This is a genomic window from bacterium (assembly GCA_030654305.1).
GTDB lineage: Bacteria > Krumholzibacteriota > Krumholzibacteriia > LZORAL124-64-63 > LZORAL124-64-63 > PNOJ01.
The window spans coordinates 1-4,742 of record JAURXS010000464.1; the positions used below are offsets into that span (position 1 = coordinate 1).

Consider the following 4,742-nt stretch of genomic DNA (forward strand, 5'->3'; position numbering starts at 1 on the left):
ATGTCCTGTTCTGGATCGTGGCCGTCGGCATGGTGGCCCTGCGTAACGTCGACATCGCGAGGCTGGGCGGGCAGACCGAGGACTGCGAGCCGGCCGACATGCGGGATTGGCGGCGGTATTTGATGGCGGTGGGGTTGGCTGGGGCGGGTCTGTGGGCCCTCGCGCACACGATTCTGGTCGGATTTATGAAATAACTTGTGTCGTGAAGACTGCCCTAGGACAGGTGGGCTGGATCGTCGACTTGTCTCCGCCGCCTGTACAGCTTGAGTGCCTCGAACCAAAGGACGCACAGCAGGCCGGCCCCGGCGCTGAGCGCCAGGTCTTTCGGGTGCAGCGGCGCGAAGTGGAACATCCGCTGCGCGAACGGGAGGTACAGGATCGCGGCCAGGAGCGCCAGCGTGCCGCCGGTCACCCAGCGGAACGCGGTGTTGGGGACGCGGAGCATGGTGAAGAGCGACCTGTTCCACGAGCGGTTGACGAGGATGATCACGAGAAATGCCAAGACGAGCGTCGTGAAGGTGAGGGTGCGGGCGGCGTCCGGCGTGTGGCCGGTTCTGGCGATCAGGTAGACCGCCACGCAGGCCGCCAGGACGCTCATCCCCTGCAGGACCGAAAGGCCGACCGTGCGCAGGGAGAACAGCCGCGTGTCCGGGTCTCGCGGCGGGCGTTGCATGACGTCGGATTCGGCGTCCTCGGCCTCGAAGATGAGCGTGCAGGACGGATCGATGATCAGCTCCAGGAAGACGATGTGGATCGGCAACAGCAGCAGCGGCCAATCGGCGAAGAAGACCGGCAGCATCGAAAGGCCGGCGATCGGCACGTGCACCGCGAAGATGAAGGCGACGGCCTTCTTGATGTTGTCGAAGATCCGTCGGCCGAGGCGCACGGCGGCGACGATGGAGGAGAAGTCGTCGTCGAGCAGCACCAGCGCCGCGGACTCGCGCGCGACGTCGGTGCCGCGACCTCCCATCGCGATGCCGATGTGGGCGGCCTTGAGGGCGGGGGCGTCGTTGACGCCGTCGCCGGTCATGGCGACCACCTCCCGGTTGGCCTTGAGGGCGTTGACGAGGCGCAACTTCTGCTCCGGTACGACGCGGGCGAAGACCTGCACGTCCCGGATGCGCCGGGCGAGTTCCTCGTCCGACATCCCGTTGAGTTCCGGGCCCGTGATCACCGCCTCGCAGTTCTCGAGGCCCGCCTGGCGCGCGATGCTCTGCGCCGTGGCCGGATAGTCGCCGGTGATCATCACGACGCGGATGCCGGCGGCCCGGCACTCGGCGACGGCGGCCGGCACGGTCGGCCGCAGCGGGTCCTCGAATCCCAGCAGACCCACGAAGGCGAAGTTCAGGTCGTGTTGCGCCTCGGGGAGGCTCGTCAGGCCCGCCGATCCGCGCGCGACCCCCAGGACCCGCAAGCCCCGGGAAGCCAGTTCCGCGGTCTGCTCGGCGAGGCTCGCGAGTCCGGCGGGATCCAGGTGGCAAAGGTCGGCGATGGCCTCCGGCGCTCCCTTGGTGGCGACGACGATCTCGCCGCCGTTCCCGGTGTCCCAGGCGTGGCTCACCGCGAGCAGTTCGGGTGTGAGCGGGTACTCCCGCGCGAGCGACCAGTCGGGATGCAGGTGCTCGCTGCCTCCGAGGTGGCCGGCGCCCGCCGCGTGCAGGGCGCGTTCCATGGGGTCGAACGGATCGGGCTTGCTGGCCAGGATCGCGCTTTCGAGCAGGGAGTGCAGTTCCTCGGGCAGGGGGGCGGCGAGGTCGGCGAGATCGACGGAGAGGGCGGGCGACGCGAGTCGGCGCAGGGTCATCCGGTTCTGCGTGAGGGTTCCCGTCTTGTCGACGCACAGGACGGTGGCCGCCCCGAGGGTCTCCACGGCCGGCATGCGGCGCGTCAGGACGTTGCTGCGCGAGATGCGCCAGGCACCGAGGGCGAGGAAGATCGTCAGCACGACCGGGAATTCTTCGGGCAGGACGGCCATGGCCATCGCGATCCCGGCGAGGAGCCCGTCCTTCCAGGCTTGCCCGTCGCCGCCGCGGGTGTAGGCGTAGGCGACCACGACGACGAGGCAGGCCGCGAGGCCGGCGACGGCGAACGTCCGCACCAGCCGCGTCGTCTCCTTCTGCAGCAGCGTCGGCTGGGGCTCGACCTGCTGGAGAGCCTTGCCGATCTTGCCCAGTTCCGAGCGCGCGCCCGTGGCGACGACCTCGGCGACGCCCTGGCCGGCCGTGACGAGGGAGCCCGAGAAGACGGAGGGGAGGTCGTCGCCCCCGGGCGCGTCGGGGGTCGCGGCGTCGGCGGACGGGACCTTGCGGACCGGCACCGATTCTCCGGTCAGCAGCGACTCGTCCACGGTCAGGTTGATCCCGCGGCGCAGCAGCGCGTCGGCCGGGATGCGGTCCCCCTCGACGAGCACGACCAGGTCGCCGGGAACCACCTCGCGGCCGGGGATGCGTCGCTGCGCGCCGCCGCGGATCACCAGCGCGCGGGGGCTCGACAGGTCGCGCAACGAATCCAGGGCCCGCTCGGTGCGGCGTTCCTGGACGACGGTGATCGCCATGACGACGAAGACGAAGCCGAGCAGCATCAGGGCGTCGGCCGGTTCGCCCATGAAGAGGTACAGGGCGCCCGCGGCGACCAGCATGAGGAACATCGGCTCGCGGGCGACCTCGAGGCCGATGGCGAACAGGCCGCGGTTCTTCTGGGCGGGCAGTTCGTTGGCGCCGTCCCGCCGCAGCCTCGTCTGGGCTTCTTCCTCGGTCAGGCCCTGGAGACCGGCGATCTCGAGGACGGATGCTCCGGCCCTCGCCGACGCGGCTGTCCGATCGGCCGGCTCTGCCGGTGATGGATTCATGAGGCCTCCGGCGGGTGTCCGGGGTCGCAGGTTCGACGTTCGAGCCGCGGCGTCCCGGGGACGGCCGCGGCTCATGATATCCGATCGGCGTTCGGCAATCTACTCCGTCGTCTTGCCGTCGAACTGCTCGGTGTCGGCTTCCGCGTCGTCGCGGGTGTGGTGGACGACGCCGTCGCGGTGGTTCGGCGGTGCGTAGAGCGTGTAGATCTTCAGCGGCATGGTGCCGGTGTTGACGATGTTGTGATTCGTTCCCGCCGGCACGAGCACGGCGAATCCCGCGCGGATCTCCGTGTGGACGCCGTTGAGCACGGCGACGCCGGCCCCTTCCTCCACCCGGAAGAACTGGTCGAGCTTGTGCACTTCCATCCCGATCTCTTCGCCGGGCTTCAGCGCCATGACGACGAGCTGGCAGTTGGTGGCGGTGTAGAGCACCCGCCTGAAGTCACCGTTTTCGACGGCGAGATCCTCGATGTTCTGCACGAATCCCTTCATCGCGACACCTCCCTTCCGCAATCAGGTTCCGAGGAACGTCAGCAGGTCGGCGTTGAGCCGCTCCCCGTGGGTGGCGGTGAGGCCGTGGGGCGCGCCGGCGTAGATCTTCAGGATCGAGCCCCCGACCAGCTTCGACGTGCGCAGCGACGAGGCCGCGAGCGGTACGATCTGGTCGTCGTCGCCGTGGACGATCAGCGTCGGCATGTCGAATTTGGCCAGGTCCGCCGTGAAGTCGGTCTCGGAGAAGGCCCTGATGCATTCGTAGGTGCCCTTGAGCCCGGCCTGCATGCCCTGGCGCCAGAACGAATCGATCGTGCCCTGCGAGACCTGGGATCCGGGCCGGTTGGCCCCGTAGAACGGGCCGCTCGCGATGTCCCGGTAGAGCTGGGAGCGGTCGGAGAGGGAGGCGAGGCGCGTCCCGTCGTACCGCTCGATCGGCACGCCGTCGGGGTTGGACGGCGATTTCAGCATCAGCGGCGGGACCGCGGCGATCAGGGCGACCTTGGCGATCCGCCGCGTGCCGTGCCGCCCGATGTAGCGGGCCACCTCGCCGCCGCCGGCGGAGAAGCCGACCAGGGCGGCGCTCTTCAGGTCGAGCGACTCGATGAGCTGCGACAGATCGTCGGCGTAGGTGTCCATGTCGTTGCCGCCGGAGGGCTGGTCCGACCGCCCGTGGCCGCGCCGGTCGTGGGCGATGCAGCGGTAGCCGTTGGCGACCAGGAACATCATCTGGGACTCCCAGCTGTCCGCGTTCAGGGGCCAGCCGTGGCTGAAGACGACGGGCGGTCCCGCTCCCCAGTCCTTGTATTGGATCCGCGTGCCGTCCTTCGTCTTGATCTTGCTCATCTTCCCCTGCTTTTGGCACGGCGATGGCCGGTGGATGCGTCCGTCCGGCCATCGCCGCCGTGGATCGATCGTCGCCGTCGCGAAGGATTCGCTACGGCTTGTCCATCTCGCGACGGTAGGCCTCCTTGGCCTCGGAAACCGCCCCCCGCGCCGCGTTGACCCGCTGGTGGACCGCGTCGCTCACGGCCTGGCCCTTCTCGCGGGCGTCCTCCTCCAGGGAGGTCGCCGCGTGGCTCACCGCGTCCCGGCCCCGGCGCAGGCCGCGGCTGCCGCCCTCGCGCAGGCGGCGTCGCGTGACCTCGCCCTTGTCCGGCGCCAGCAGGAGCGCGGTGATGCCGCCCACGGCGGCGCCCAGGTCGAACTCCATCAACGTGTTGGTATTGCGTGACATGTCAGCCTCGACTTTCTTCGTAGTATTCGATCCCGTTCGACGGCTCCTCGTCGCGCGCGCGTCCGCGATCACGCCAGGCGAGCAGGCCGGTCCGGACCGCCACGGCGGTTGCCCGCGCGTGACGGAGCAGTTGCCCGAGATCGGATACCTCGGTGATGATGGGCT

General features: G+C 69.5%; 5 protein-coding genes. 1 reads left to right on the forward strand and 4 read right to left on the reverse strand.

The features are described from left to right. A partial coding sequence (locus Q7W29_13290; GenBank protein ID MDO9172795.1) for a hypothetical protein occupies positions 1–194 on the forward strand: 194 nt, incomplete at its 5' end. A 20-nt stretch (positions 195–214) separates the two neighbouring features. Here Q7W29_13290 and Q7W29_13295 read toward each other — a convergent pair. From Q7W29_13295 to Q7W29_13310, 4 genes are all read right to left on the reverse strand, one after another. Further along, positions 215–2,848 carry a cation-translocating P-type ATPase gene (locus Q7W29_13295; GenBank protein ID MDO9172796.1) on the reverse strand — a complete coding sequence of 878 codons (2,634 nt, stop codon included), beginning with the start codon at positions 2,846–2,848 and terminating at the stop codon, positions 215–217. Between the two features lie 99 nt (positions 2,849–2,947). After that, complete coding sequence (locus tag Q7W29_13300) at positions 2,948–3,340, reverse strand: cupin domain-containing protein (protein ID MDO9172797.1); 393 nt, start codon at positions 3,338–3,340, stop codon at positions 2,948–2,950. Positions 3,341–3,361: 21 nt separating this feature from the next. Continuing rightward, positions 3,362–4,186, reverse strand: a complete 825-nt coding sequence (locus Q7W29_13305; protein ID MDO9172798.1) for an alpha/beta hydrolase — start codon at positions 4,184–4,186, stop codon at positions 3,362–3,364. A 91-nt stretch (positions 4,187–4,277) separates the two neighbouring features. Then, positions 4,278–4,577, reverse strand: coding sequence for a YtxH domain-containing protein (locus Q7W29_13310; protein ID MDO9172799.1), 300 nt, complete (start codon positions 4,575–4,577; stop codon positions 4,278–4,280). Positions 4,578–4,742: the final 165 nt, after the last annotated feature.

Coding starts and splice junctions, on each gene's coding strand:
- Q7W29_13295 (MDO9172796.1), bottom strand. CDS start 2,848: ATGAATCCATCACCGGCAGAGCCGGCCGATCGGACAGCCGCGTCGGCG.
- Q7W29_13300 (MDO9172797.1), bottom strand. CDS start 3,340: ATGAAGGGATTCGTGCAGAACATCGAGGATCTCGCCGTCGAAAACGGT.
- Q7W29_13305 (MDO9172798.1), bottom strand. CDS start 4,186: ATGAGCAAGATCAAGACGAAGGACGGCACGCGGATCCAATACAAGGAC.
- Q7W29_13310 (MDO9172799.1), bottom strand. CDS start 4,577: ATGTCACGCAATACCAACACGTTGATGGAGTTCGACCTGGGCGCCGCC.